This window comes from Streptomyces sp. NPDC016309 (assembly GCF_043077235.1).
In the GTDB taxonomy this organism is placed as follows: Bacteria; Actinomycetota; Actinomycetes; order Streptomycetales; family Streptomycetaceae; genus Streptomyces.
Genome location: NZ_JBIBSG010000012.1, coordinates 1 through 25,917, shown reverse-complemented (window position 1 = coordinate 25,917; position 25,917 = coordinate 1). Strand labels below are relative to the sequence as shown.

General features: G+C 70.6%; 22 protein-coding genes and 2 pseudogenes. 16 read left to right on the top strand and 8 right to left on the bottom strand.

Going from position 1 to position 25,917, the window contains the following annotated elements; all coding sequences use genetic code 11:
- Positions 1-2 precede the first annotated feature (2 nt).
- Positions 3-401 carry an OB-fold nucleic acid binding domain-containing protein gene (locus tag ACF068_RS27070; protein ID WP_392276907.1) on the top strand — a complete coding sequence of 133 codons (399 nt, stop codon included), beginning with the start codon at positions 3-5 and terminating at the stop codon, positions 399-401.
- 3 nt (positions 402-404) lie between these two features.
- On the top strand, positions 405-1,184 hold the full coding sequence (locus ACF068_RS27065) for a DUF3159 domain-containing protein (RefSeq protein ID WP_392276906.1): 780 nt from the start codon (positions 405-407) through the stop codon (positions 1,182-1,184).
- A 107-nt stretch (positions 1,185-1,291) separates the two neighbouring features.
- On the opposite strand, the gene ACF068_RS27060 is transcribed toward ACF068_RS27065, so the two are convergent.
- Together ACF068_RS27060 and ACF068_RS27055 are read right to left on the bottom strand one after the other, a co-directional pair.
- A complete protein-coding gene (locus ACF068_RS27060; protein ID WP_392276905.1) occupies positions 1,292-1,969 on the bottom strand; it encodes a potassium channel family protein in 678 nt (225 codons plus the stop codon).
- On the bottom strand, positions 1,969-2,637 hold the full coding sequence (locus ACF068_RS27055) for a potassium channel family protein (RefSeq protein WP_392276904.1): 669 nt from the start codon (positions 2,635-2,637) through the stop codon (positions 1,969-1,971). Before ACF068_RS27055 ends, ACF068_RS27060 begins: the two co-directional genes overlap by 1 nt.
- 356 nt (positions 2,638-2,993) lie before the next feature.
- Between ACF068_RS27055 and ACF068_RS27050 the strand changes: the two genes are divergently transcribed.
- The 5 genes and pseudogenes from ACF068_RS27050 to ACF068_RS27030 all read left to right on the top strand — a co-directional run.
- Entirely contained in the window at positions 2,994-5,042 is a 2,049-nt protein-coding gene (locus tag ACF068_RS27050; RefSeq protein WP_392276903.1) for an APC family permease, read from the top strand.
- A 71-nt stretch (positions 5,043-5,113) separates the two neighbouring features.
- Positions 5,114-6,451: a class I SAM-dependent RNA methyltransferase gene (locus ACF068_RS27045; RefSeq protein WP_392276902.1), complete on the top strand. Its 1,338-nt coding sequence runs from the start codon at positions 5,114-5,116 to the stop codon at positions 6,449-6,451.
- Between the two features lie 291 nt (positions 6,452-6,742).
- Positions 6,743-6,937 carry a ribbon-helix-helix protein, CopG family gene (locus tag ACF068_RS27040; protein ID WP_007445201.1) on the top strand — a complete coding sequence of 65 codons (195 nt, stop codon included), beginning with the start codon at positions 6,743-6,745 and terminating at the stop codon, positions 6,935-6,937.
- On the top strand, positions 6,934-7,326 hold the full coding sequence (locus ACF068_RS27035; RefSeq protein ID WP_392276901.1) for a type II toxin-antitoxin system death-on-curing family toxin: 393 nt from the start codon (positions 6,934-6,936) through the stop codon (positions 7,324-7,326). Before ACF068_RS27040 ends, ACF068_RS27035 begins: the two co-directional genes overlap by 4 nt.
- Before the next feature lie 265 nt (positions 7,327-7,591).
- Positions 7,592-8,061: pseudogene (locus ACF068_RS27030) on the top strand (IS5 family transposase); the annotation flags it as partial.
- A gap of 650 nt (positions 8,062-8,711) precedes the next feature.
- Here ACF068_RS27030 and ACF068_RS27025 read toward each other — a convergent pair.
- Both ACF068_RS27025 and ACF068_RS27020 read right to left on the bottom strand, forming a co-directional pair.
- Entirely contained in the window at positions 8,712-9,647 is a 936-nt protein-coding gene (locus tag ACF068_RS27025) for an MBL fold metallo-hydrolase (protein WP_392276900.1), read from the bottom strand.
- Between the two features lie 11 nt (positions 9,648-9,658).
- Entirely contained in the window at positions 9,659-10,987 is a 1,329-nt protein-coding gene (locus ACF068_RS27020; RefSeq protein WP_392276899.1) for an MFS transporter, read from the bottom strand.
- Positions 10,988-11,134: 147 nt separating this feature from the next.
- On the opposite strand from ACF068_RS27020, the gene ACF068_RS27015 reads away from it, so the two are divergent.
- From ACF068_RS27015 to ACF068_RS27005, 3 genes are all read left to right on the top strand, one after another.
- Positions 11,135-11,341 carry a hypothetical protein gene (locus tag ACF068_RS27015; RefSeq protein WP_249626581.1) on the top strand — a complete coding sequence of 69 codons (207 nt, stop codon included), beginning with the start codon at positions 11,135-11,137 and terminating at the stop codon, positions 11,339-11,341.
- Complete coding sequence (locus tag ACF068_RS27010; protein WP_392276898.1) at positions 11,328-12,719, top strand: amidase; 1,392 nt, start codon at positions 11,328-11,330, stop codon at positions 12,717-12,719. Before ACF068_RS27015 ends, ACF068_RS27010 begins: the two co-directional genes overlap by 14 nt.
- A 142-nt stretch (positions 12,720-12,861) precedes the next feature.
- Positions 12,862-13,494 carry a TetR/AcrR family transcriptional regulator gene (locus tag ACF068_RS27005; protein ID WP_392276897.1) on the top strand — a complete coding sequence of 211 codons (633 nt, stop codon included), beginning with the start codon at positions 12,862-12,864 and terminating at the stop codon, positions 13,492-13,494.
- Between the two features lie 407 nt (positions 13,495-13,901).
- On the opposite strand, the gene ACF068_RS27000 is transcribed toward ACF068_RS27005, so the two are convergent.
- A complete protein-coding gene (locus tag ACF068_RS27000; RefSeq protein WP_392276896.1) occupies positions 13,902-14,828 on the bottom strand; it encodes a hypothetical protein in 927 nt (308 codons plus the stop codon).
- A gap of 362 nt (positions 14,829-15,190) precedes the next feature.
- Between ACF068_RS27000 and ACF068_RS26995 the strand changes: the two genes are divergently transcribed.
- Genes ACF068_RS26995 through ACF068_RS26980 form a run of 4 tightly spaced genes read left to right on the top strand, consistent with a single transcriptional unit; the run spans position 15,191 to position 23,365 of the window.
- Positions 15,191-16,774: a TIGR02677 family protein gene (locus ACF068_RS26995; RefSeq protein ID WP_392276895.1), complete on the top strand. Its 1,584-nt coding sequence runs from the start codon at positions 15,191-15,193 to the stop codon at positions 16,772-16,774.
- The gene (locus tag ACF068_RS26990; protein ID WP_392276894.1) at positions 16,771-18,003 is read left to right on the top strand and encodes a TIGR02678 family protein; all 1,233 of its coding nucleotides are present in this window, start codon (positions 16,771-16,773) and stop codon (positions 18,001-18,003) included. Before ACF068_RS26995 ends, ACF068_RS26990 begins: the two co-directional genes overlap by 4 nt.
- The gene (locus ACF068_RS26985; protein ID WP_392276893.1) at positions 18,000-22,115 is read left to right on the top strand and encodes a TIGR02680 family protein; all 4,116 of its coding nucleotides are present in this window, start codon (positions 18,000-18,002) and stop codon (positions 22,113-22,115) included. The genes ACF068_RS26990 and ACF068_RS26985 overlap by 4 nt, the downstream gene beginning before the upstream one ends.
- The gene (locus ACF068_RS26980) at positions 22,106-23,365 is read left to right on the top strand and encodes a TIGR02679 family protein (RefSeq protein WP_392276892.1); all 1,260 of its coding nucleotides are present in this window, start codon (positions 22,106-22,108) and stop codon (positions 23,363-23,365) included. Before ACF068_RS26985 ends, ACF068_RS26980 begins: the two co-directional genes overlap by 10 nt.
- A 54-nt stretch (positions 23,366-23,419) precedes the next feature.
- Here the strand turns inward: ACF068_RS26980 and ACF068_RS26975 are convergent, their stop codons facing one another.
- The 3 genes from ACF068_RS26975 to ACF068_RS26965 form a co-directional block, all read right to left on the bottom strand.
- On the bottom strand, positions 23,420-23,818 hold the full coding sequence (locus ACF068_RS26975; protein WP_392276891.1) for a DNA-binding protein: 399 nt from the start codon (positions 23,816-23,818) through the stop codon (positions 23,420-23,422).
- On the bottom strand, positions 23,815-24,099 hold the full coding sequence (locus ACF068_RS26970; RefSeq protein ID WP_392276890.1) for a hypothetical protein: 285 nt from the start codon (positions 24,097-24,099) through the stop codon (positions 23,815-23,817). Before ACF068_RS26970 ends, ACF068_RS26975 begins: the two co-directional genes overlap by 4 nt.
- Positions 24,100-24,431: 332 nt before the next feature.
- Complete coding sequence (locus ACF068_RS26965) at positions 24,432-24,980, bottom strand: tellurite resistance TerB family protein (RefSeq protein ID WP_392276998.1); 549 nt, start codon at positions 24,978-24,980, stop codon at positions 24,432-24,434.
- 228 nt (positions 24,981-25,208) lie between these two features.
- Between ACF068_RS26965 and ACF068_RS26960 the strand changes: the two are divergent.
- Positions 25,209-25,424: pseudogene (locus tag ACF068_RS26960) on the top strand (DNA-binding response regulator); the annotation flags it as partial.
- 60 nt (positions 25,425-25,484) lie between these two features.
- Complete coding sequence (locus ACF068_RS26955) at positions 25,485-25,745, top strand: SCO5918 family protein (RefSeq protein WP_392276889.1); 261 nt, start codon at positions 25,485-25,487, stop codon at positions 25,743-25,745.
- Positions 25,746-25,917: the final 172 nt, after the last annotated feature.

The following is a 25,917-nucleotide window of genomic DNA, read 5'->3' as shown; positions in this document are numbered from 1 at the left end:
GTATGAGTGCTGCACCGCGAACCGAGAAGCAGACCGGCCGTTTCCGCCGGATGCTCGACCGGCTCTCCAGCTCCCAGGGGGAGCTGGAGTCGGAGGAGCTCCGGGAGGACACGCAGGCTTCGGGGTGCATCCGTATCTCGGACTGCGACGACCGGCAGATCGTCAAGGTGACTGGTACCTTGCGGACGGTCACCCTGCGCCCGCGGGCCGGCGTGCCCGCGCTGGAGGCGGAACTCTTCGACGGCACGGCCCCGCTGGACGTGGTGTGGCTGGGCCGACGGTCCATCGTGGGCATAGAACCGGGCCGTAAGCTCATCGCCTCCGGCCGGATCTCCATGAGCCACGGCCGCAGGGTCCTCTTCAATCCCAAATACGAACTCCGACCGCTGGGACAGGAGTAGCCGGTGACGTCACTCGACAAGCCGACCCCCACCGACCAGGCCGCCGCGCCGGGCCCCGCCCACGGCGCGCACGACTCCAGGGCCGTGACGGAAGCGGCCCTGTTCGACGCCTTCGGCGGCGTGCGCGGCATGGTGGAGACAGTCCTCCCCGGCCTGCTCTTCGTCACGATCTACACGATCAACAAGGACCTGCACCTGTCGGCCCTCGCGGCGCTGGGCGTGTCCCTGCTGCTGGTCGCGGTCCGCCTGGTCCGCCGCGACACCGTCAAGCACGCCTTCAGCGGTGTCTTCGGCGTCGCCTTCGGCGTGGTCTTCGCGATGATGACCGGCAACGCCAAGGACTTCTACCTGCCGGGGATGCTCTACACGCTGGGCCTGGCGATCGCGTACATCGTCACCACCCTCGCGGGCGTCCCGCTGATCGGCCTGATGCTCGGCCCGGTCTTCAAGGAGAACCTCTCCTGGCGCACCCGCAACCCCGGCCGCAAGAAGGCGTACGCCAAGGCAAGCTGGGCCTGGGGCCTGATCCTGCTCGCCAAGTGCGCGATCCTCTTCCCGCTGTACTGGTGGGCGGACACCACCCAGCTCGGCTGGGTGCTGGTCATCCTGAAGATCCCGCCCTTCCTGCTGGCGGTCTACCTCACCTGGCTGTTCCTGGCGAAGGCGCCGCCGCCGATCGACGTGTTCGCGGAGATGGAGGCGGAGGAGCGCGCCGAGGAGGAGCGCAAGGCCGCCGCGGCAGGCCAGGCGCCCCCGCCCCACCCCCACCACGGCGACGTCTGACACCGCGCCGGACGCCACGGCGCGCTGCGCCGGACACACCGGACCGGTGTACGCGGAGGGGCCCTGGACCGTATGTGGTCCAGGGCCCCTCGCCGTACGGCACGGCCTCAGCTCGTGGCGTCCTCGCGGCGCACCGAGAGCAGATCCTCCAACTGTTCCTCGCGGGCCTGGGCCGCGACGAACAGCAGCTCGTCACCCGCCTCCAGGGTCTCCTCCGGGCCCGGCGTCAGCACGCGCGAACCGCGGATGATCGTCACCAGCGAGGTGTCCTGCGGCCAGGCCACGTCGCCCACCGACGTACCGGCCATCGCCGACTCCGGCGGGAGCGTCAGCTCCACGAGGTTCGCGTCGCCGTGGCTGAAGCGCAGCAGCCGGACCAGGTCGCCGACGCTCACCGCCTCCTCCACCAGCGCCGACATCAGGCGCGGCGTGGAGACCGCGACGTCGACGCCCCACGACTCGTTGAACAGCCATTCGTTCTTCGGGTTGTTCACCCGGGCGACCACCCGGGGCACCCCGTACTCGGTCTTCGCGAGCAGCGAGACGACCAGGTTCACCTTGTCGTCACCGGTCGCCGCGATCACGACGTTGCAGCGCTGCAAGGCGGCCTCGTCCAGCGACGTGATCTCGCACGCGTCGGCCAGCAGCCACTCGGCCTGCGGCACCCGCTCCACCGAGATCGCCGTCGGCGCCTTGTCGATGAGGAGCACCTCGTGCCCGTTCTCCAGCAGCTCGCCCGCGATGGAACGGCCCACCGCGCCGGCGCCCGCAATAGCGACCCGCATCAGTGACCGCCCTCCTCAGGACCTTCGGCGAAGGCCGCCTCGACCTTCTCGATCTCGTCCGTACGCATCATCACGTGCACCAGATCGCCCTCCTGGAGCACGGTCTGCGACGTCGGCAGGACCGCCTCGCCCAAGCGGGTGAGGAAGGCCACGCGTACGCCGGTCTCCTCCTGGAGCCGGCTGATCTTGTGGCCGATCCACGACGCGGACGTGTGCACCTCGGCGAGCTGCACACCACCGCTCGGGTCCCGCCACAGCGGTTCGGCACCGGACGGCAGCAGCCGCCGCAGCATCTGGTCGGCGGTCCAGCGCACGGTGGCGACGGTCGGGATGCCCAGGCGCTGGTAGACCTCGGCACGGCGGGGGTCGTAGATACGGGCGGCGACGTTCTCGATGCCGAACATCTCGCGCGCGACCCGCGCCGCGATGATGTTGGAGTTGTCACCGCTGCTCACCGCGGCGAACGCTCCGGCCTCCTCGATCCCCGCCTCACGCAGGGTGTCCTGGTCGAAGCCGACACCGGTGACGCGCCGTCCGCCGAAGCCGGAGCCGAGGCGCCGGAAGGCCGTCGGGTCCTGGTCGACGACGGCGACCGTGTGTCCCTGCTGTTCCAGGGTCTGCGCGAGTGCGGCTCCCACTCGCCCGCAGCCCATGATGACGATGTGCACGTCCGCTTACCCCGCACTCCTGGTCATCTTGCTGACCTGCGAAAACACCCTGCTCACTCTTCTCTCTCAGCCTGCGTGCGGTGTTGCCCGATGACGAGCTTATGCCGCCACCCCTCCGTTGCCCTCATCCGAGGCGGCAGACGCGGCCGCGGCACGTTCCGGCCACGGGCCGCCCGCACACCCCCGGCCCGGCGCCGGCCCTGCGGCCGGTGGCCCCGGTCACGCCCCTCTTCCGGTGCCGCTGAGCGATCACCCGGTACCGTCCCGTGCCGTCCGCGTTAAGGGATCGCAAGTTTCCTCGGCAAGCAGGGGTGGTGGGTGGGCGGGGCTCATTTCGAGCGCTTACGATCCTCTGCGTGTCCAAACTGACCGACGTGCCCAAACGGATCCTGATCGGCCGGGCGCTGCGCAGCGACAGGCTGGGAGAAACCCTTCTCCCCAAACGCATCGCGCTCCCCGTCTTCGCATCCGACCCGCTTTCCTCGGTGGCGTACGCGCCGGGAGAAGTCCTGCTGGTCCTCTCCATCGCGGGTGTGTCGGCGTACCACTTCAGCCCCTGGATCGCGGTCGCCGTCGTGGTCCTGATGTTCACGGTCGTCGCCTCCTACCGGCAGAACGTCCACGCCTACCCCAGCGGCGGCGGCGACTACGAGGTCGCCAACACCAACCTCGGCCCCAAGGCCGGCCTCACCGTCGCCAGCGCGCTCCTCGTCGACTACGTCCTCACGGTCGCCGTCTCCATCTCCTCCGGAGTGGAGAACCTCGGCTCGGCCGTCCCGTTCGTCGTCGAGCACAAGGTGTTCTCGGCCATCGCGATAATCGTCCTCCTCACCCTCATGAACCTCCGGGGCGTGAAGGAGTCGGGCAAGCTCTTCGCCATCCCGACGTACGTCTTCGTCGCCGGCGTCTTCATCATGATCGCGTGGGGCGCGTACAAGGGGCTCGTCCTCGACGACGCCATGAAGGCCCCCACCGCCGACTTCGAGATCCGGCCCGAGCACGAGGGCCTCGCCGGCTTCGCCCTCGTCTTCCTCCTGCTGCGCGCGTTCTCCTCCGGATGTGCCGCGCTCACCGGCGTCGAGGCCATCAGCAACGGCGTACCCGCCTTCCGCAAGCCCAAGAGCAAGAACGCCGCCACCACCCTCGCCCTCATGGGCGGCCTGGCCGTCACCATGTTCTGCGGCATCATCGGCCTGGCCATGGCCACCGACGTGAAGATGGCCGAGCAGCCCGCCCACGACCTGATCCGCGACGGCGTCCCGGTCGGCCCGGATTACGTGCAGAACCCGGTGATCTCCCAGGTCGCGGCCGCCGTCTTCGGCCAGGACACCTTCTTCTTCATCCTGCTCGCCGCGGCCACCGCGCTCGTCCTGTTCCTCGCCGCCAACACCGCGTACAACGGCTTCCCGCTCCTCGGCTCGATCCTCGCCCAGGACCGGTACCTGCCGCGCCAGCTCCACACCCGTGGCGACCGGCTCGCCTTCTCCAACGGGATCGTGCTCCTCGCGGGCGCGGCCATCCTGCTGGTGTGGCTGTACGGGGCGGACTCCACGCGGCTGATCCAGCTCTACATCGTCGGCGTCTTCGTCTCCTTCACCCTCAGCCAGACCGGCATGGTCCGGCACTGGAACCGCCACCTGCGCACCGAGCGCGACCAGGCCGCCCGCCGCCGCATGATCCGCTCCCGGGCGATCAACACCTTCGGCGCGTTCTTCACCGGCCTGGTCCTCGTCGTCGTCCTGGCGACCAAGTTCACCCACGGCGCCTGGGTCGCCCTGCTCGGCATGGTCATCTTCTACGGGACGATGACCGCGATCCGTAAGCACTACGACCGCGTCGCCGACGAGATCTCCGCACCGGACGAGCCCAGCGACGACACCGTCCGCCCCTCCCGCGTCCACTCCATCGTCCTGGTCTCCAAGGTCCACCGCCCCACGCTGCGGGCGGTCGCGTACGCCCGGCTGATGCGCTCCGACAAGCTGGAGGCGCTCAGCATCAACGTGGACCCGGCCGAGACCAAGGCGCTCAAGGAGGAGTGGGAGCGGCGCGGCATCAACGTACCGCTGAAGATCCTCGACTCCCCGTACCGCGAGATCACCCGCCCCGTGATCGAGTACGTCAAGAGCATCCGGCGCGAGAGCCCCCGCGACGCGGTGAGCGTGATCATCCCGGAGTACGTGGTCGGCCACTGGTACGAGCACCTGCTGCACAACCAGAGCGCGCTGCGCCTGAAGGGGCGGCTGCTGTTCACCCCGGGCGTGATGGTCACCTCCGTCCCGTACCAGCTCCAGTCCTCCGAGGTCGCGAAGAAGCGGGCGAAGAAGCGCCAGGAGTGGAACGCGCCCGGTTCGGTGCGCCGCGGCCCGGCGGTGGAGCGCCCCAAGGAGCCGACGGGGAAGAGCTGACCCGGGAGGCACGTAGACTGGAGGGCTGCCGCCGCCTGGCAGCCCCCCTCAGCCCTTGGAGTCACCCCCTCATGCAGAACGCACCCGAGTCCTCGTCGTCCTCGTCCCTGGTCGGGGACGAGTACGAGGTCGAGGTCGGCCCCGTCGCGCATGGCGGCCACTGCATCGCCCGAACCGACGAGGGCCGCGTGCTCTTCGTCCGGCACGCGCTGCCCGGCGAGCGGGTCGTCGTCCGCGTCACGGAGGGTGCCGAGGACTCCCGGTTCCTGCGCGCCGACGCGGTCCGCGTCCTCACCGCTTCCAAGGACCGGGTCGAGGCGCCGTGCCCGTACGCCGGGCCCGGCAAGTGCGGCGGCTGCGACTGGCAGCACGCCAAGCCCGGCGCGCAGCGCCGCCTGAAGGGCGAGGTCGTCGCCGAGCAGCTTAAGCGGCTGGCCGGCCTGACGCCCGAGGAGGCCGGCTGGGACGGCACCGTCATGCCCGCCGAGGGCGACAAGGTCCCGGCGGGCGAGGTCCCTGCCTGGCGCACCCGCGTCCAGTACGCGATCGACGCCGACGGGCACGCGGGCCTGCGCAAGCACCGCTCGCACGAGGTCCAGCCCATCGACCGCTGCCTGATCGCGGCGCCGGGCGTCGGCGAACTGGGCATCGAGCGGCGTGACTGGTCCGGCATGGAGTCCGTGGACGCCATCGCCGCGACCGGTTCCCAGGACCGCCAGGTCGTCCTGACCCCCCGCCCGGGCGCCCGCCTCCCGCTGGTGGAGCTCGACAAGCCGGTCTCGGTCCTGCGGGTCGCCGAGGACGGCGGCGTCCACCGGGTCCACGGCCGCCCGTTCGTGCGCGAGCGCGCCGACGACCGCACGTACCGCGTCGGCAACGGCGGCTTCTGGCAGGTCCACCCCCAGGCGGCCGACACCCTGGTGCGCGCCGTCATGCAGGGCCTGCTGCCCCGCAAGGGCGACACGGCCCTGGACCTCTACTGCGGCGCCGGCCTCTTCGCGGGCGCCCTGGCCGACCGGGTGGGCGACAAGGGCGCCGTCCTCGGCATCGAGTCGGGCAAGCGCGCGGTGGAGGACGCCCGCCACAACCTCCAGCACTTCGAGCGCGTCCGCATCGAGCAGGGCAAGGTCGAGCAGGCCCTCCCGCGCACGGGCATCACCGAGGTCGACCTCATCGTCCTGGACCCGCCCCGCGCGGGCGCCGGCAAGCAGACCGTCAAGCACCTGGCGGGCCTGGGTGCGCGGAGGATCGCCTACGTCGCCTGCGACCCGGCCGCCCTCGCCCGGGACATCGCCTACTTCGCGGAAACGGGCTACCGGGTGCGCACGCTGCGGGCGTTCGACCTGTTCCCGATGACGCATCACGTGGAGTGCGTGGCGATTCTTGAGCCTGCCGTAAAGGGCTCCTGACCTGCGGTCTTGTTGTTCGGGCGGGTTACTCGACCCGTTTCCCTCCGTGCAGCGGTTCGAGCGGGCGGATCGATCTTTGAGAGCTCTCTGACCTGCGGATTCGTGAGTGATGCGCTTGCCACGGCGACGCCTCAAGTGGCTCTTGCGGGGTTCTTGACGCTCGGATGACGCTCGAAATGGAAGTCTTCGGGCCTCCGCGGTTGCGATGCGCACGGCCGTCTGGTTCCACGCTCCGCGGAGCCGAGTGCGGCCCGACCGCGCCACTTGATACCGGACTGGTATCATCTCTGTATGGCGATGACACTTCGACTCCCCGACGACCTTGACGCGAAGCTCACCGAGCGGGCTCGCCGGGAGGGCCGCAGCAAGCAGGAACTTGCCATTGAGGCCATCCGTGATGCCCAGGACCGGGCCGAGCTGAAGGTCGATGACGTCCTGGCCGAGCTCATGGACAGCGATGCGGAGATCCTGGACTACCTGAAGTGACCGACGTGCGCTACATCCAGCTCGACGAAATCCTGGCCATCGCCCGTACGGTCAACGGTACGGAGCACAGCGTGCGTGACATGGGCCTTCTGGTGTCGGCGATCGAGCGACCCCGGACGAACGTGTTCGGAGCCGAGCTGTATCCCACGCTGCACGAGAAGGCTGCGGCGCTGCTGCACTCTGTCGCCCGCAACCATGCGCTGATCGACGGCAACAAGCGCACCGCCTGGCTCGCCATGCGTGTCTTCCTGCGGTTCAACGGCGTCAGCGCGAGTACCGTCCCGCCGCCCGTCTCCGTGGCCGGCCCGTTCGTCGAGGAAGTCGCGCAGGACAACGTCGATGTACCGGCGATCGCCAAGCGCCTCGCGACCTGGTTCCCCGTTTCCTGACGTTCGACGAGGCAAGGGCGCCTCATGTGGAGTGCGTGGCGATTCTGGAGCTTACTGCAAAGGGGATCTGACCTGCGGTTTTCGTGGGCTGCTCGGGCGTAGCCGGGCGGGCTCGACACCTGCGGTTCCAATCCCGGACGGGAAGGTGGGCGAGTGTTGCCACCGGTATTCACAGGGTCCGCGCAAGGCGGCCCTGACGCTCATGGGACATTGGCTTTGATAGGGCGTCAGCTTACTGATCATTTCAGAATGACTGTGGCTCCCTGAAAGGGGGGCTCACACCGGACCTTCGCCGGTCGACCGTGGCCGCCCCGGCAGCAAGCACCACTTGATCACCGACCGGCACGGAACACCCCTCGTCGTGTCGCTGACCAGCGGAAACCGACACGACGTCACCCAGCTCATACCCCTGCTGGACACGACCCCCGTATCCGCAGCCCGGTGGGCCGGCCCCGCCACCGGCCACAGCGGTTGTTCGCTGACCGCGGTTACGACTACGACAAGTACCGACGTCTGCTCCGTGGCCGTGGCATCACGCCGAAGATCGCACGCAAGGGCACCGTCCACGGATCCGGTCTGGACAAGACCAGATGGGTCGTCGAGCGGACCTTCGCCTGGCTCCACCAGTTCAAACGCCTGCGGACCCGCTACGAGATACGAGCCGATCTCCACCTTGGACTTCTCCAACTCGCCCGCAGCATCATCTGCTTGCGACGCCTCCGAACCTCATCCTGAAATGATCAGCCACCCTGTGGCGCTCCCTGCTGACGGGAACCGAGCCCACCTCGGCCGCACCGGTGGTGCTGCGTAGGCACGACCACCGCAGCCTGCGCGGCTGGGCCCAGCGCATCAACATGTTCCACACGGCAGGCGACACCAGAAATCCTGGTGGACCGCGTGACCTCCTCCGTGCTGCTCAGGGCTGAACAGACTGCGGCAACCGGATCATCCCGAGGGATCCGCCTCGCTCGCCCGCGAGACCGAGTGGCCCGACACCGACCCGGCACTGTCCGCCGTGACGCTCGTTTGACGCTCTGGGCCCCTTCAGGCTGCGCATCAAGCCGAGAAGGCGCCTCTGACCCAGCCTTTTCTGTGGCTTGCTCAGGCCGACACCTTTCCGATGACCTCGCACGTGGAGTGCGTGGCGATTCTTGAAAAGGCCGCAAAGGACGTCTGACCTGCGGTTGCGCGGCCCAGGTGGGTCGCTCGACCTGGTTTCCTCCGATCGGTCATGACGTCGTCCGGCCCCATCGGTGACGACGGAGCGCATGCCGGAGGAGTCTCATAGCCGCTCCCGGGCCGTCCGGTCGCGGACGCCCAGGACGTCACCCGCACGGACTCGGTGCGACTCGGTGCGCGGCACGTCCCGGGTGCTCCGATCCGCTTCAGCCGCCGATGGGCGTTACCCCCGAGGGAGCCGGGACCAGTCGGAACCCGCCGTCCTCGCGTAGCACGTGTCCGGCGGTCGGCGGCGGGAAGTGGCTCCCAAGCAGGAGAGTTGACGTACCGGCCAGTGAGCCGAGCACCTGGTTCCGGGTCCTGACCGCGAGTTCGGGAGCCACGTCCACACAGCTGCAGAGCTCCGGATGTGCCATCTGGACCGGGTGGTGGATGCTGTCACCGGTGACCAATGCGGTCTCGCCACGGCTGCTCAGTTCCACCGCTACCTGCCCCGGTGTGTGGCCGGGGGTGGGCAGCAGACGGATGCCCGGCGCGACGTCCGTGCCCTCGTCCGCGACATCGATGAGGTCGAACAGACCTGCTTCCCGGACGGGATGGACCGAGTCCCGGAACATCTGCCGACGCGCCTCCTCCATGTCGACACCCGCCCAGTAGTCCCACTCGGTGCGCGAGGTGAGATAGCGCGCGTTCGGGAAGGTGGGCACCCAGGCGTCGCCCTCGGCACGCGTGTTCCACCCCACGTGATCGGCGTGGAGGTGGGTCAGGACCACGAGGTCAACGCTCTCCGGCGCGAAGCCCGCCGCCCGTAGCCGTGCTTCGTAGTCGCTGTTCAGGTTGTGCCAGGCGGGGTTGGCGCGCCACTTCCCGTTTCCGATGCCGGTGTCCACCAGCACCCGCATGCCGTCCACCTCGACGGCGAAGCTGTGACTCGCCAGGCGCAGGACGCCTTGTTCGTCGGCGAACTCGGGGCTCAGCCAGGAAGTCCGGCTCACGAGGTCGGTGGTTGCCCCGGGCAGCAGCCACGGACCGGTCCGGGCGGGCAGGACCACTTCGTCGATGCGTCGTACGGTGTGGTTGCCCACCGTCCAGTCAGAGACGGGGGGAGTGATGGACTTGGTCGTTTGCGATGAGGTGAACACGGCCACTTTCCTTACCTGTTATGGGTCGCGAGGACGGAGATGTCTGGAGCGGGTGTGTCGGGTGAGGTGGATGAGTAGTTGTTCGCTGCCGGGCGGGAGTGGGTGTCCGGGGACGGTGCCCGGCGCCGACTGTGCAGCGACGCGGTCAGCGTCGCGACTGCGACGGTCGCCAGTACGGCCACGCAGCCGGCATAGGCCAGTGCTGCCGCACGCAGCCCGAAGCCGGCGGTGAGGGCGCCGGCGCCGATGGCGGGCAGACTCATCGCCAGGTAGCTGAGTACGTAATAGGAGGCGAGCGTGCCGCCCTTCTCCCGGGCCGGGACCGAGTCGACGACCGCGCGCAGCGCACCCTGGGAGACGGCTCCGAACCCGAACCCGGCCAGCGCCGCCCCGGCGAAGAGAAGTACGGAGCCGGCGGCGAGATGGAGGGCACCCAGGGGCAGGACGGCCGCCGGAATCACCGCGCAGCTCCCGAGAAGAGCGGAGACGTCGGCACGCATCCTGCGCGTGAAGTACACCGTCGGGACGGCGACGGCCGTCAGCGTGAAGAAGACCATGCCGCCGGCGTATTCGGGTCCGCCGGGGGAGATGAGCCGTGTGAAGCCCGGTCCCAGGGACGAGTAGAAGCCGCCGAGTGCCCAGACGGCGACGACGCCGGCGCCGTTGAGCAGGAGAGCGTGGGCGGCCGCCGACGGCAGCGCCAGGTCGGGCCGCGTCGAGCGCAGTGCTCCGGGACGGCGACGGACGGTCTCGGGCGTCGAGGCAAGGGCGATGGCCTGCGCGGCGAACACGGCGATCAGGGCCGCGTACACCGTGATCGTCGGAACGGGGGCGAAGCGCACCATGAGGGTGGCTGCCAGGACGCCGGCCGCCATGCCCGTCATTGGCGCGATGCTGTTGGCCAGAGCGGGGCGACCCGGCCGGGCGGGGTCTTCCAGGTCGAGGAGAGCCGCACCTGCTGCGCTGGTCGCCGCGCCAGTCGCGATGCCCTGCAGCACGCGGGCGCCGATCAGGGTGGTCAGGCCGCTGGCCGTCGCGAACAGTGCCATGGAGGCGACCTGGACCGCGAGCGCGCCCAGGAGCACGGGGCGGCGTCCGACATGGTCGGAAAGGGTTCCGGTCGTCAGCAGTGCGATCAGGAGCGCCAGGGCGTAGGCGCTGAAGACCACGGTGATGTCGAGGTACGACAACTGCCACTGAGCCTGGTAGTGGGGGTACAGCGGGGTCGGCGCGCTGGATGCGGCGAGCAGCGCGATCAGGATCGAGGCGTGCAGTGCGAACGGCAGGCGTCCGGATGGGGAGGTGCGGGGAGGCGCGAGGCCCACAGGGGCGCTCTGCATGAGGGTCCTTCCAGCGCTAAAAGCGATTCGTTTGCTTTAGACCACCGTAGGTCCTACGATCGACTAAAGCAAACGATTCGCTTTTACGGTGGTCGGAGGTCCTGTACCAGCCCGGCACGTCGCGCCGTACAGATCCGGAAGGAAGCCATGACCAGCGAACTCACCCCCCAAGAGGCAGCCCGAGGGGCGCTGCGGGCGGGGCTCCCCCTCGGGGACGGCCGACACGAGGGAGTGGCCATGACGGCCAACTACATCCACTCCGTGATCAGCACGTTGCGCGAGCTCGATTTCGGCGAGACCCCTCCCGCGTCCTCCTACCGAGCCGGACAGGGGAACGCCGATGCAACCGTTTGAGCTGTCGCTGACCGAAGCCTCCCGTGCGGTGCGCGCACGGGAGCTGTCCCCCGTCGAACTCACCGAATCGGTGCTCGCCCGTATTGCCGCCGTCGAAGGACGGCTGGGCGCCTACGTCACTGTCGCCGCCGACGCGGCCCTGGCCGCAGCGGTCCGCGCCGAACGGGAGATGTCCGGAAGCGGACCGCGCGGGCCACTGCACGGGATCCCCATGGCGCTCAAGGATCTGATCGACGCAGAGGGGATACCCACCACGGCGAGCTCGCACGTCCGGGCAGGGCATGTGGCGGAACGCGACAGCCGGGTGGCCGAGCGGCTCGGCGCCGCCGGGGCCGTCCTCCTGGGCAAGACGCACACGCACGAGTTCGCCTACGGCCTGACCACTCCGCAGACGAACAACGCCTGGGACCACAGCCGGGTTGCGGGCGGGTCGAGCGGCGGCTCGGCGGTAGCTGTCGCCGTCGGCGGGGCGACGTTCGCCATGGGCACGGACACGGGCGGTTCCATCCGGGTCCCCGCTGCCCTGAACGGCGTGGTGGGCCTCAAACCGACCTACGGCCTGGTCTCACGCACAGGCGTGACCTCGCTGTCCTGGTCCCTGGACCACGTGGGCCCTCTCGCCCGCACCGTCCAGGACGTCGCGCTGGTGCTGTCGGCGACCGCCGGCCACGACCCGCGCGACCCGGCGAGCGTGTCCGGCCCGATGCTGGACCGCTTCCCGGGAGGTGACCTGCGAGGACTGAAGGTCGGCGTACCGCGGAACCACTACTTCGACCGGGTCGCGCCCGAGGTCGAGGAGGCTGTACGCGGCGCGATCGAGCGGCTGGCGGAGCTGGGGGCGGAGCTCGTCGACGTCGAGATCCCGATGGCGCGTTACGTCCAGGCGGTTCAGTGGGGGCTGATGGTTCCCGAGGCCACCGCCTACCACGAGCGGCCGCTGCGGGCCACCCCCGACCTGTACGCGGCGGACGTTCGCATCCTGCTGGAGGCCGGCGAACTCACCTCTGCGGGCGACTACCTCCGCGCCCAGCGGGCCCGCACCATGATGCGAGACGCCTGGGCTCGCATGTTCGACGGAATCGACGTCCTCGCCGCGCCGACGGTGCCGATGACCGCCGCCGAGGCGGGGCAGGAAGCCGTCGAGTGGGCCGATGGCACGACCGAGGCCGTGTCGGACAGCTACGTCCGCCTCTGTGCCCCAGCCAACATCACCGGCGTCCCGGCCCTCACCCTGCCGGTCGGTCACGACCGCGCCGGACTGCCGATCGGTATGCAGCTGATGGCGCGCCCCTTCCACGACGCGACGGTGCTCCGTGTGGGCCGGGTCTACGAGGAGTCGGTGGCCGGCGCGGGGCGGCTTGCTCCCCTCGCTGCCTGAGGGAAGGCGGACGTTCCAGCCGGCATGCGGTCGCGTCCCTGCAGGGGCGTCCGCCGTGCTCGGCCGCCCGGACACGTAGCCCCGCGGGTCGCCGACGCCGGCCACCGCCTAGAAGCAACAAAATCGCATTAAGGTGGAACGCATGAGTCCCAAGCCCATGGTCCGCCCCGGCGGGCGCAGCGCACGCGTACAGGAGTCCGTCCATGCGGCGGTACGTGAACTCGTAGGGGAGGTGGGCCGCGACGCGCTCACGGTCCCGATGGTGGCCACTCGGGCGGGCGTGACCCCCTCCACGATCTACCGTCGTTGGGGCGACCTGCAGGAACTCCTGTCAGACGTGGCCGTCGAACGACTGCGCCCGGAAACGGATCCGGCCGATCTCGGAAGCCTGCGGGCCGATCTCGACGCGTGGGCGGAACAGTTCGTCGACGAGATGGCCTCGCCGCCCGGGCGCGCCTACATCCGGGACGCCCTGCTCGGCGACCCCGACGGAGCCAATGCCGGTCAGTGTTCGGCGTATGCCGCAGAGCAGATCGACGTCGTGTTGGCCCGTGCGGTGCAGCGGGGGGAGCCGGTGCCCGAGACGGAACTGCTGATCGACCGTGTCGTGGCGCCGATCATGTACCGCATCCTCTTCCGCCCTGGCCGACTGGACGCCGCATACGCGCGCGAGCTCGTGACGAACGCCGTGTACGCCCAGCAGACCGAGGCCGGCGGCGCTCGCTCCACCCAGGCCGCCGCCCCTCGGCGCTCGAAGAAGAAACCCGACAACTGACCACTTCGCTCATCGGGCGGTCTGGCCACTGGGCCGTGGAGGCCAAGTGGCTGGCTGTACTGGCAGGGGTCATGAATTCCCCAGCAATGACCGACCAGGACGTGGCCCTTGGGCATGACGCCCGTTTGACGCTCCGTGCGCACGAAGGGCCCTTCGGCGGAGCAGGAAATGGCTCCTGACCTGGTGTTATGCGAGATCCATCCTGCCGGGACACCTTTCCGATGACGCATCACGTGGAGTGCGTGGCGATTCTGGAGCCGGTGAAGTAGGACGCCTGGCCTGGGGTTTTGTGCGTGCGCATTATGTGCGTTGTGGGCGTTACGGGCGATATCTTGACGCTGAAATGACGCTCGTGACGCCCACTTGACGCTCTTTCTGATGGGACGTCAGCTGGCTGATCGCGCAGGTCACGCTGGTTGGGAGGCGCACCCGGGGGGCATGGCCTCGACCCGGGTGCGTACGGCGCTCACGTACTCCGTCAGTCGAGTGGCGCGGCGCCATGTCGCTTCCTGCGCTTCAAAATGCCTGACCGCGGTACGCCTCGGCTCTTCCACGGCGGCTTCCCAGCGGATGCGCTTCTGGCGTGCCGCTTCGATCTCGTCCAGGCGTCTGCGTTCGGCGGCTTCGCCGCGGAGGGTGACTTCTTGGGCGATCTCGGCGAGCTGGTCTTCGAGGGGGCGGCCGGGGGTGTCGGCCCATTCGCCCGCCCGGTGCGGTTGGCCGCCGCTGAGGACGAAACGGAGGCGTTCGGACGGGGTGTAGTCGAAGCGGGGGATCCTGATCCAGGAGTTCTTGGCCTGGGCGAGTTCCTTCTCGGTGGCGACGTGCTCGGTACGGTCTTGCTCCTGGAGGACAAGGAGCCCCACGGTCTGGCCCTGTGCCGTGATGGTGAAGTGGGGAGATGCCCCGCGGCGGCGATGAGACGGGGGCGCGAAGCCGGTCGGTCCTGCCGAACTGGAATGTCCATCGGCCTCGGCAGCGGTGATCAGCGCCTGGACGAGCCGGAGGGCACGTCCTTGGACGGGCTTCGTGAGGCCCAGTGGCTGTTGTTCGTTCTGCATGGCCCGGACCACGGTGTGCGGGCGCGTGAGCCGGGAGGGAACGGGGACGGGTTCGATGACGGCGAGGCGCCAGGCGGGGATGTCGACGAGCTTGATCTCGTACCCGCCCTGGCACCAACCCCCGTACAGCTCCTTCGTCTCCGGGACCCTTCCGGACCTGCGTGCCGCGGCGACGCGGGACGGCCACTTCTCCAAGTCCGGACCGCTGCCGCTCTTGACGATCCTGCTGCCGGCCTCCGCGAGCTCTTGCAGCAGTTGCTCCGTGAAGGTCACGCGAGGCTGTGATGGAGGGCTTGGCTTCCGCCCGGCGGCCGGAGTCTCCTGCGCTCGGGTGGACTGGGGCCGTGGAGCGACGGCCTGGGTCTTCCGCGGGCGCGACCCGCGAGGAGGGTACGTGCCGTGCGCCAGGTAGTGAGTTCGGCGAGGCCGCGTCGTCTCGAAGCGATGCCGACGTGGTCATCGGGCCCTCTGCCCGGGAGGTCTGGCCCCGGACGAGGCCGCACTGGTCGCCGCGCGCATCGCGCAGGGCGTTGGAGCCGCCATGAGAACCGCATGGATCCGGTCACTCCCGCGGGAATCGGACAGGTGCGTTCGTCCCTGCCGGTAGCTGCCCCGGGTGCGGGACAATGGGGGCGATGACCGTCACCGCCTCGGCCGATCCAGCTTCCGAGCCGGACGGATTCGGCCCCTTCGCCCACCTCACCGTGCCGAACACCCCGCTCTACCGCCAGGTGATGCGGGTGTTTCTCGTGGCCAAGGAGCGGTTCGCGGTCCATCTGCGCCCCGAGGAGGTGCATGCCGCGCTTCCGGCGGACATCCGCCCCGCCGAGCCGGAAACGGTCGCCGCCGCGCTCGACAGGCTCGTCGTCTGGGGCAATCTGCGAGCCGATCCGGACACCGCGCGGGTCACAGCCGTCGAGGACTTCTACCGGAAGCGGTTCATCTACCAGCTCACGCGCGAGGGGGAGGCCGCCGAGGCGGCGCTGTCCGCATACGACGAGGCGCTCGGCCGTCGTGGCGCGCTTCAGGCAGTCGCGCTGCACGACATCGTCACCCAGCTGCGCGCGCTCCTCGTCCTGGCCGCCGAGGACGAGCCTGACCCGGCCAAGACACACCTGACGCTCGACGCCTTGGCCAGCCGCTTCGCCGCGCTGGCCGACAACGCCCGGGCCTTCATGGGATCGCTCCAGAGGACCATCGACCTGCACGACGTCGAGGAGGAAGTCTTCCTCGCGTACAAGGACCGGCTCATCCAGTATCTGGAGCGGTTCATCCAGGACCTGATCACGCTGGGCGGGCGGATCGCCCGGCTGATCCTGGAACTGGAGGAGGGCGGCAGGGTGGATCCGCTGCTGAGGGCCGCCGCCGGACGCGAGGCCGCCGACGCCTCGCCGGAGGAGGCCGCCGCCGCCGAGCGCGAGGTGTACGAGCGGTGGGCCGCGCGCTGGGAGGGGCTCGGGGCGTGGTTCATCAGCAGGGACGGACGTGAGTCCCAGGCCCGGCTCCTGCGCGGCCGGGCACTGGGGGCGATTCCGCAGCTCCTGGCGGTCGTACGGGCGCTGAACGAGCGCAGGGCAGGGCGTTCGGACCGGTCCGCCGACTTCCGGACCCTGGCCCGCTGGTTCGCCGAGGCACCCGACGATGACGCCCGGCACCGGCTGTGGCGAACGGCTTTCGGCCTGTACTCGGCCCGGCACCTCACCGTCGACGCCGACACCCTCGCCGCCCGGGCGGCGAAGCCCGTGCCGGCAGCCACACCTTGGGCCGGGGCGGAGCCGTTGCGGATCAGTCCCCAACTGCGCCGCACCGGTAGTTACGAGCGGCGTGGCAAGCCACGCAAGGTCGAGGACCGTGAGGCCAGGCGGCGCGCTCTTGCTGAGGCGGCTTCCAAGCAGGCTGCGGAGACCGCCGCCGCCCGCGTCCGGCTCGTCACCGACGGGGTCACGCGCCTGTCCGAGCTCGGCGAGCTCGACCCGGCCTCCTTCGGCCTGTTCCTCCAACTTCTCGGCGACGCGCTGGCCAGATGGCGCCCAGGGATGAGGCACACCGTGGCCACCAGCAACGACGGCTCCATGGAGATCCGCCTCACCGCGCTCGCCGACGGCACCACCGCAGAGGTCCGTACGCTCGGCGGAGTCTTCAGCGGCCCGGACCATCTCATCGAGATCGTCGACCTGACGGACGCAGACGCCCTGACGGACAGGACCCCCGGCCGATGACTACTCCCCTCGCCGAAGTGCTGGACGGCCAGCACGCCGCCGACCTGCGCAAGGCAGCGCGCGCCTTGCTGAAACACCCCCTCCTCCTGGCGCGCGGCCGGTACGCCGACGAATTCCGCCTCGTCCGCCGGCACGCGCCCGAACTCCGTGAGTGGTTCGACCGCAACACCGGCTGGTCCCTCCAGGTGGACGCCGAGACGGCGCGGCTGCGCAAGATACCCGGCGTCCTCACCGACCCCACGCACCCGGCCCGCGAGGCGAGCCGCGGTACCGCCCCCTTCACCCGCCGGCGCTACGTTCTGCTCTGCCTAGCGCTCGCCGCCCTCGAACGCGGCGAGGCCCAGATCGCTCTCGGGCGCCTCGCCGACCAGATCGTCCTCGACGCCGCCGATCCCCGACTCGCCGCGACGGGGATCGAGTTCGCCCTGGAACGCCGCGACGAGCGCCTCGACCTCGCCGCCGTCGTACGGCTTCTGCTCGACCTCGGCGTGCTGCGTCGGGTGGCGGGCGAGGAGGAGGCGTACGTCAGCGGGGCGGGCGACGTCCTGTACGACGTCGAACGCCGGGTCCTCGCCGGACTTCTGGCCTCCCGCCGCGGCCCCTCCACCGTCCATGTCGAAACCCTCGACGACCGCCTCGCCGAGCTCGTCGCCGAAACCGCTCTGGACAGCGACGAACTGCGTTTCCGCGCCATGCGCCACTCGCTCACCCGCAGACTGCTCGACGACCCGGTGCTCTACTACGACGACCTGACCGACGCCGAGCTCGGCTACCTCACCCGGCAGCGCGGCTTCCTCACCGCCCGGATCACCGAGCTGACCGGACTGGTCGCGGAGGTGCGGGCCGAGGGGATGGCCATGGTCGATCCCGATGACGACCTCACCGACGTTCGCATGCCCGAACAGGGCACGCACGGCCACGTCACCCTGCTGCTCGCCGAGCACCTGGCCGGCGCCGGCAGACCGGTCACCCTCGACGAGCTGGCCCTCCGGGTCCGTGAACTCGCCGCCCAGCACGGCAGCTTCTGGTCGAAGTCCGCCCGGGAGCCGGGCATGGAGACCGAGCTCGTCGAACAGGCCGTCGCCCGGCTCACGGCGCTCGGTCTGGCCTCCCGTACCCCGGACGCGATCGCGGCCCGCCCCGCCCTCGCCCGGTACGCGGTCGGCGAGACCGTCATCCGCGAACCCGGCTTCGCCCCCATGCCTCCGCAGCGAAAGGCCACCTCGTGACCCGCCTCCCCACCCCGCGGCGTTCCCGCTGGCAGCCCCTGCGCGTCGGGCTCGTCGACCTGTTCCACTACGACGTGGAGGAGTTCCACTTCCGGGACGGGCGCCTGTTGCTGCGTGGCAACAACGGCACCGGTAAATCCAAGGTGCTCGCCCTGACCCTGCCGTTCCTGCTCGACGGTGACCTCAGCCCGCGTCGTGTCGAACCCGACGGCGACCCGGGCAAGCGGATGGAGTGGAACCTGCTCCTCGGTGGCGAGCACCCGCATTCCGAACGGCTCGGCTACACCTGGGTCGAGTTCGGCAGGCTCGACGACACGACCGGTGAGCAGCACTTCCGTACGCTGCTGTGCGGGCTCAAGGCCGTCAGCGGGCGGGGCATCGCCCGGCACTGGTACGCCGTCACCCGTCAGCGCGTCGACCACAGCTCCGTCGAACGTACGGAGGAGACCTTCCGGCTGCTCGACGCCACCGGCACGGCCCTGTCCCGGGACCGCCTCGCCGAGGCCGTCGCCGGGTACGGCATGGTGTACGACCAGGCCAAGACGTACCGCAGAGCGGTCGACGAAGGGCTCTTCGGCCTCGGCGAGCAGCGGTACGCCGCCCTGGTCGACCTGCTCATCCAGCTGCGCCAGCCCCAGTTGTCCAAGCGGCCCAACGAGGCGGCCCTCTCACGCGCACTCACCGAGGCGCTGCCGCCCATGGACCAGGCCGTCGTCGCCGACGTGGCCGAGGCGTTCCGTTCCCTGGACGAGGAGAAGGACGAGCTGGCTGCCGCGTCCGCCGCCGAGCGGGCGGCTTCTGCCTTCCTGGAGCACTACCGACGGTACGCCCGGGTCGCCAGCCGGCGCCGTGCCCGTCTTCCGCGCGCCGAGCACTCCCGCTACGAGCGCGTGCAGCGAGATCTGGCCGAGGTGCAGGAGCGGCGCACCCGCGCGGAGGAGAAGCGGGCGGCAGCCGAAGAGGAGATCGGCTCCCTGGCTGAGACCGGGGAACGCCTGAGGGCCCAGGAGACAGCGTTGCGCGAGGCGCCCGAGATGCGCGACGCCCGAGAGCTTGAGCATGCCGCGCAGGCCGTGACGCGAACGGCGCAGGCGGCGGACCGGGCGCGGGGGGACCGGGAGCAGGCGGACGCCCTGCACACCAAGGCGCTCGGGCGGCTCGGCGCCGCCGAGAACCGGCTGCGTGCCACGCGGCTCCGGGTCGAGGAGACCTTCGCCCACGCGCGGGAGCAGGCAGCCGCCGCGCGCGTCGTCCTGCCGGGGGGCGACCGGCTGCCCGAGCTCGAACTGCGGCGCGCCGTCGAGGACGCCGCGGCCCGCGCCCAGCGAGCCCTCGTCCACATCGAGGGCCTCCTCGAAGCCTCCGAGCGGGCCACCGACGCGCACCGCCGCGCCTCGGGCCGTCTCGACGAGGCGGAGACCGACCTCGCGCTGGCCGCTGAGACACAAGGTGAGGCGGAGGAAAGTGCGGCGCGGGCAGGCCGGACCCTCCTGGACGCCGTACACGAACGCGCCCGCGTCTGGAAGGAGCTGGCCTTCTCTGACGAGACCGGTCTCCTGGACGAACTCCAGGAATGGACCCATCACCTCGACGGCCCCTACCCGGCGCGGGTCCATGCAACCCGGGCACACACCGCCCGCTCGGCGGACCTCGCCGACCAGGCGGCCGAAGCCGCCCGCAGGACCTCGGAGCTGGCGGCGCGCACCGACGAGGCACGGTGCGAGCTCGCCGCGCTGGAGTCCGGCGGCGGACGCGAGCCCCAGCCCCCGGCGACGCGCACCCCCGGCCTGCGCGAACAGCTGCCGGGCGCGCCGCTCTGGCGCCTGGTCGACTTCCGTGACGAACTGGCCGAACCAGAGCGTGCAGGGCTCGAAGCGGCACTCGAAGCCTCCGGCCTCCTCGACGCCTGGGTGCTGCCCGACGGCTCCGCCCTCGCCGTCGACGGGCACGACATCCTGCTCTCCCCGTCGAACGGACCGGTCAGCGGCCCCTCGCTGGCAGACGTGCTGTGCCCGGCCGTGGACCACGGTGATGGGCAGGCCGCTGCCCTGGACGAGACGACGGTGACCCGCCTGCTCGCCGCCATCGGCCTCGACGGCGGGGGAGAAGCCGGGACATGGGTGGCACCCGACGGACGTTTCAGGGTCGGTGCACTCACCGGCGCATGGGCTAAGCCCGCCGCCACGTACATCGGCAAGGGCGCGCGCGAGGCGGCGCGCCGGGCCCGCGCCGCCGTGCTCGGCATCGAACTCGCCTCCCTGCGCGAGGAGTCGGACACACTCGCGGCTCGGTCCGAGATGATCGCGGCACGCCGTCGCACACTCGACGCCGAGCTCGCCGACGTCCCCGACGAGTCGCCGCTCACCAGGGCACACGCGCTCGTGAGCGCCGCCGCCGAGACCGTACGCAAGGCCCGCACGCGGTACGAGGAGCGTGTTGGCGAGGTCACTGAGGCAGCCGGGCACGCCGAGAGGGCCGCCGCCGAACTCGCCGAGGTCGCCGCTGATCTGGGACTGCCCGCCGACAGGGCCGGACTCACCGCCGTGCGTCACGCCCTCGGCTCCCTCGCCACCGCGCTGGCCGCTCTGTGGCCCGCGCTACGTGAACAAGGCGAGGCCGTACGACAGGTGGACGACGAACGCGCCGAGGCGGCCGAGGCGGAGCAGCGGGTCATCGACCTCGCCGAGCGGGCCGAAGACGCGGCGCGCGAGGCGGCGGCGGCCGGCGAGCGCCACCGGACCCTGCGCTCCACCGTCGGCGCCGCCGTCGCCGAACTCGAACGGCGACTCGCCGAGACCGCCGAGGCACAGCGGATCTGCCAGACCGACCAGAAGAACGCCCGACGGCGTCACACCGAGGCGGACCGGGAGGCCGGGCGGTCCGAGGGGCGGATCGAGCAGCTGGAGATGGACCTTGCCGAAGCCGTCGACGCACGAGCGGAGGCCATCGCCGCGCTCCAGCGCTTCACGGCCACCGGGCTCGTCGCGGTCGCGCTGCCGGAGCTCGCCATCCCCGGCTCGGACGACGGCCCCTGGGCCGCCACCCCGGCCATCGCGCTTGCCCGCGCCATCGACTCCGGCCTGTCGGCCACCGACGACACGGATGCCGCCTGGGAACGTGTCCAGCGACGGCTCGGCGAGGAACTCAAGACCCTGCAGGACACCCTCTCCCGGCACGGGCACAGCGCATCCGCCCGCATGGTCGAGGACGGCATGGTCGTCGACATCGTCTACCAGGGCCGCGAGCGGGCCGTACCCGAACTCGCCGACGCGCTCGCTACGGAGGTCGGAGAGCTCACCCGCATCCTGTCCGCGCACGAACGCGAGATCCTCGAAACCCACCTGATCACCGAGGTCGCCGGCACCCTCCAGGAACTCATCGGCACCGCTGAACGGCAGGTGCGGGACATGAACACCGAACTGGAGGACCGCCCCACCTCCACCGGCATGAAGCTCCGCCTGATGTGGCGGGCCTCACGCAAGGCCCCGCCCGGACTCGCCCAGGCCCGTGACCGGCTGCGCCAGTCCGCCGACGCCTGGACGGCCGAGGACCGCACGGCGGTCGGCGAGTTCCTCCAGGCCCAGATCGCCCGCCAGCAGTCCGACGACGGCTCGGGCAGCTGGCTCGAACACCTCACGGCGGCTCTCGACTACCGCTCCTGGCACGAGTTCGGTGTCGAACGCCACCAGCACGGGCGGTGGGTTCCGGCCACCGGCCCCGCCTCCGGCGGCGAACGCGTCCTCGCCGTGTCCGTACCGCTGTTCGCCGCAGCCTCCTCGCACTACGCGAGCGCCGGCAGCCCGTACGCGCCCCGCCTGGTCACCCTCGACGAGGCGTTCGCCGGCGTGGACGACGACTCCCGCGCCAAATGCCTCGGCCTGCTGAACGCCTTCGACCTCGACGTGGTGATGACCAGCGAACGGGAGTGGGCCTGCTACCCGCAGGTGCCCGGCATCGCCATCGCCCAGCTGTCCCGGATCGACGAGGTGGCGGCGGTCCTCGTCACCCGTTGGGAGTGGGACGGTACGCGACGGCAGCGCCGCGAGGACCCCGTACGGGACGCGCCCCAGGACATGCCCGGCGTAGCGGAGTCCGAGCCGCTGTGGAGCTGACACACGGGGCTGAGCCTGAGAACGGAGCGATCGACGGCCCGCGTCTCGCCCGGCTGCTCGGCACACCGGACCTCGCCTGGCTCGTCGAACGAGCGCGCCGACGTCTGGTGACCGGGCAACCCCTGACCGGTTCCGTGTCTCTGGGCGATCCCACTCCGGCCCAGCGGGCGGCGGTCGAACGGCTACTCGCCCGAGCCCCCGGTGCCGGCAGGTCCCTGACCGTACGGCTGGACGCGGTCGACGCCGTACTGCGCCGCTCGGGCGCCAGCCCTGACGGCCTCGCCGTCGCCGTCGAAGCGCTCGTCGGCCCCGTAACCCCGCTCGCCCAGGCCCGACACGAGGAGGAAGCAGCATGGGAGCGGGCGCACGCCCCCCTTGACGAACTCACCGCGTCGGTCCCTCCACTGGCGGACTGGGCCGCCCGGGTACGGGCCGATGGCCTCGCGCGACGCCTCGGCCGTGCCCCCGACACCACGCGAACCCTGCTCGCCGGGGCGTGCGCCGCTCTGCGGGTACTTCCCGCCGATCCGGCCGTCTCGCTGCCCGCCTTCGCCGCCCATGTCCTCGGCTCGGCCCACGCACTGGACGACGGCACACCGCTGGCCACGCTCACCCTGTCCGGGGCCCGCGCGCTGACCGGCTTCCCCGACGGCCAGGGCGCCGAATGGCGACGCGAGGCGTGGGCCTCGGCGGGACTGCTCCGCGACGAGCTGTCCTCGACCGTCCTGACTCTGAACCTGCGTGGCACCCCGGCCCTGGACCGGATGGCCGAAGGGGGCGAACCGTTCGTACTCACCCTGCGCCAGCTCACCCGCCGGCCGCCGAAGTTCGCTCCTCCGACGGTGTGGATCTGCGAGAACCCGACCGTCCTCGCGGCGGCGGCCGACACCCTCGGCCCCGCGTGCCCGCCCCTGGTCTGTCTTCAGGGTCAGCCCTCCTCCGCCGCCCTCACGCTGCTCCGTGGACTGCACGAACACGGAGCGACCCTGCGCTACCACGGTGACTTCGACTGGGGCGGGCTCCGGATCGCCGGCGTCCTTCACCGCCGCGTCCCCTGGCGGCCCTGGCGCTACACGGCTGCGGACTACCGCGCAGCCGTGTCCCGCAACGCCTCACCTCCGCTGTCACCCCTCGTCGGCACCCCGACGGAGACCCCCTGGGAACCCGCGCTCGCGGCGGCCGTCGCGGAACTCGGTGTACGCGTTGAGGAGGAGAGGGAGCTGGAGTTGTTGTTGTCCGACCTTGCGTGAGGTGGACGGGCACTCGGGGACAGGCGTTGCGCGGGCCCGGCGTGGCGTTGTGAGTCAAATCTTCTCGGCGATCACGCGTGGGTGGTCGGTGGTGAGCATGGTGATGTCCTCGACGTCGGACGTCAGGATCGTGACTCGGCCCGGCTGAGTGAGGGCGGTGGCGCAGAGCATGCCGGCGATGGCGTACGTGTGACCGGGCAGCCCGGCCGCGCGCAGCAGAGCGGTGGCGGACTGGGCGAGGGCCTGGGTGACCGGCTCGACTCGGAGCCGGGACAGCGTCCACTTCAGCGCGGCGTCATTGACCCTGGGGTGGATCACCTCGAGGAGCACCGCGGCTGAGGTGCTGACGGGCAGGTCGGCGTCGCGGGCGGCGGTGAGCCATTCGTGGACCTCGGGGTCGCGCTGCACGGCCTTGGCCAAGCTCTCGCTGTCCAGGATGAGGGCGCCGCTCACGCGGCAGCCCCGGCCCCGGTGGAGGAGCTGCCGGTGAGCTTGGCCCGCTTGGAGGCCGCCGCTTCGGGATCGGCGGGGCCGTTGGTCTTGTCGAAGTCGGCGATCAACTCGTCCAGGTTGTCGCGCTCGATCTGCCGTTGCGGGGCCTTCTCCAGGTACGCGGACACACCCCGCTTGCCGGCCCGCTCACGGATCGCTCGGAGGGTGCCGGCGGTTAGGGAGACAGAGATGCCGCTGCTGGGGCCGCCGCCGAGAAGGAAGTCGGTGTCGTCGTCAGCCATGGCACGAGGATGGCATTTTAAATGCCATACGGCGGGATCCGTGCTGGATCTCCGTTGTCGCCGAGCCGGGGTTGCTGCGAGCAACGGGGCGGATTTGACGCCCGACACGGTGATTCAGGCGGCGACAGCCCTTCTGGCCGGTTCCGGCTGCCCGCCCTCGGGCGCCGCAGTTCAACCGTCGAGGTTGTTGTTGGCTTCCGGTGATGAACCAGACCCCGGCATCCTCATCGGCCTCCCGAGCGCCGCTTCTGGCCACCGGACGGCATGCCGGCCGTCCGGCTCCCCTGATGTGACCCTGCGTCAGCCGCCTAGGGGTCCGGACCGCGGGCAGATCAGAGCTGGAACTCGGCGGGAGACACTCCCAGCACGGTGCAGGCATCCCGGATGATCATTTGCTCGGCCTGGGAGAAGTCGCCGTCGGCCCCGGCGATGACGATGCCGGTCTGGATCACCGCCCTCGCCTCGGTCGGCTTTTTGGCGGTCTTGGCGATGTCCTGCATCGCCTCGGCCTTGCCCTGCTGGAAGTTGTGCGTCAGCTGGTCCACATGCTTGTTGAAGCGCTGGCGCAACTGCTCCGGCGGAAAGTTCTGCAGCACCTCATTGCTGAGGATCATCGACTCGACGTGCTGCCGCTCGGCCGGGTCCACATGCCCGTCCGCGGCCGCGACCAGTGCGCACATCGCCATGCTCGCGTCCCGGTACGCACCGCTCTTCAGCTCGGTCTTGAGGGAGCCGAGCTGCGTCTTCAATGTGCTTACCAGCTGGGCGCGTGGTCCACCGCCGGACCCTGCGCCGCGGCTCGGTCCGTGGGTCGCACCGCCCCCGCGCTGGGCCTGCTGCAGATTCTTGGCCTGGTCCTTGAGTCGGTCCCACATAGCCATCGACGTCACCTCGGTATTCCTCTGAGCCATCGGTCGCGATTCCGCTCGCGCGTTCACCTGACCAACGGCTGCCTCCGGGCAAAGGTTCCGCAAAATGCACTGGCCCCCGCCCCTTGCCGGCTTCAAGGCAGTAAGGAACCGGGCGGGCAAGTCTGGCAGGCAAAGGATCACTGCCGTTTCCTGGGAGCCGCGGCCAGGTCCACTCCGTCGAGAGCCCGACCGCGATCGATGTGGAGCTGTCGTGCTGTGGTGATCGCCGAGGACAACACCTTGACTGCAGGAGGGGCTGGTCCTGCTGCTCACCTCGGCGGGTCACGAGGTCGTGGCCGCCGTCGGTACCGTGCACGAGACCTGCCCGCGCCGCTTGCCCACCGCCCGGACGTGGCGGTGCTGGATGTCCGAATGCCGCTCGGGTTCCGCGACGAGGGACTGCGTGCGGTGCTCGGGCTGAATAATATCTGCGCTCGCGAGGGGGGAGTTTAACGGACCGTACAGTGAGAGTCATTGAAGCAAAGGTCGGAGGGCATCAAGCCCGAACCGGTCACCGGTGAATCGGTAACCATCGGCCGCCGTCACTACCCCGTCGAGCAAGTCGGCCAGGTCATCACCCGCCAGGACCGCCGTGACTTCAGCGCCGCCGAAGTCCTCCGGGCCATGACTCGGCTCGGTTTCACGTGCCGCTCCCTCCCCACGGCCGCACCCGTACGGATCCTCAGCTCGCTCCAGCAGGCTTCCGCGATGCTCGGCACCCCCGCATCCGTCTGACCGAGGGGACAGGCACAGGCCGACACCTGAACAGCAGTGTGGGGGGGGGCCGGGGCGCGGGGGGGCCCCCCCCCCGGGGGGGGGGGGGGCGGGGGGGGGCGGGGGGCGGGGGCGGGGGTTGTGTAATGCGCCCAGGGCCCCGCCGGGGGCGGGGGGGTCGGGCGCCGGGGAC